General features: G+C 72.1%; 2 protein-coding genes. Both read left to right on the forward strand.

Annotated elements, in window-relative coordinates:
* A partial coding sequence (locus tag CCN72_RS21780; protein WP_143664163.1) for an adenosylhomocysteinase occupies positions 1 to 134 on the forward strand: 134 nt, incomplete at its 5' end.
* A 184-nt stretch (positions 135 to 318) separates the two neighbouring features.
* Complete coding sequence (locus CCN72_RS21785; RefSeq protein ID WP_086808975.1) at positions 319 to 930, forward strand: hypothetical protein; 612 nt, start codon at positions 319 to 321, stop codon at positions 928 to 930.
* Positions 931 to 1,044 lie beyond the last annotated feature (114 nt).

Raw genomic sequence — 1,044 nt, forward strand, 5'->3', positions numbered from 1 at the left:
ACCTGGACGAGAAGGTCGCCCGTCTCCACCTGGACTCCCTCGGTGTGAAGCTGACGACGCTGCGCCCGGAGCAGGCGGCGTACATCGGTGTCGAGGTCGAGGGTCCGTACAAGCCGGACCACTACCGCTACTGACCGACCCCGAGCCGCGTCACCGCGTCTCGGCCAGGTCCGCAGAGGCAGGCCCCCGCACCCCCGTGCCGGGGGCCTGCCCCTTTGCAGGCCGGTCCGGTCCGGCCCTCACGCACCCGTCCGGCGCGTCACCCACCCCGGACCGACGTACCGCGGCGACCCGAGCCCGTCACGACCCAGGACCCCCATGCCCCGCGGCCGCTATTCGCTCCACGATCCGCACGATCACACCCCCCTCGGTGAAGAGCACTTCCAGTGCGCCCCCGGCCCGTCCGGCTGGCGCTATGTCTCCCGGCTGACGACCCCCGCCGGCGACCAGCGCGGTTCGGTCGATCTCGCCCTGGACGACCTCGGCCGTCCCATCCGCCTCGAACTCCACGCGGGCGGCTGGCAGGTACGCGGTGCCGCCCTCGACGGCGTCACCTGGGTCCGCACGGACCCCACCGGAACCCATGCCACCGAAGGCAATGTGCGCGCCCACGCCTTCACCGGCACGTCCCCCGCGTTCCTCGTCGCCACCGCTCGTCTCCTGCGCCTCACCCCCTCCTCCGCGACCCGTGTACGACTCGTCGCCCTCACGGACCCGGTCCTCGCCCCCCGCACCGTGGACCAGTCCTGGGCACTGGTGAACAGCGAAGCACACGCCACTGACAACGGCCCCCTGACCGTGGAGGAATACCAGGTCAGCGCCCTGGACACGGGCGAACAGCACACCGTCCACCTCGCCGGCGACGTGGTCCTGGCCGCACCCGGGATCGAGCTGGAGGACCTGGAGTCACCGCCGTCGACGTTCCGCTGAGCAGCGGTCGTACGAGATCCGTCCCACGCGGGGGAGCCAGGAACTCATGCGAGGGAGCGGGGAACTTACGCGAGGGAGCCGGCAAGGCCGCGCTCCGCACCCGGCGTTACGCGG

It is taken from the genome of Streptomyces murinus, from assembly GCF_002154555.1.
In the GTDB taxonomy this organism is placed as follows: domain Bacteria; phylum Actinomycetota; class Actinomycetes; order Streptomycetales; family Streptomycetaceae; genus Streptomyces; species Streptomyces murinus.

Bases quoted from the DNA above. Each gene is read 5' to 3' on its own strand.
- CCN72_RS21785 (WP_086808975.1), top strand. From the start codon at position 319: ATGCCCCGCGGCCGCTATTCGCTCCACGATCCGCACGATCACACCCCC.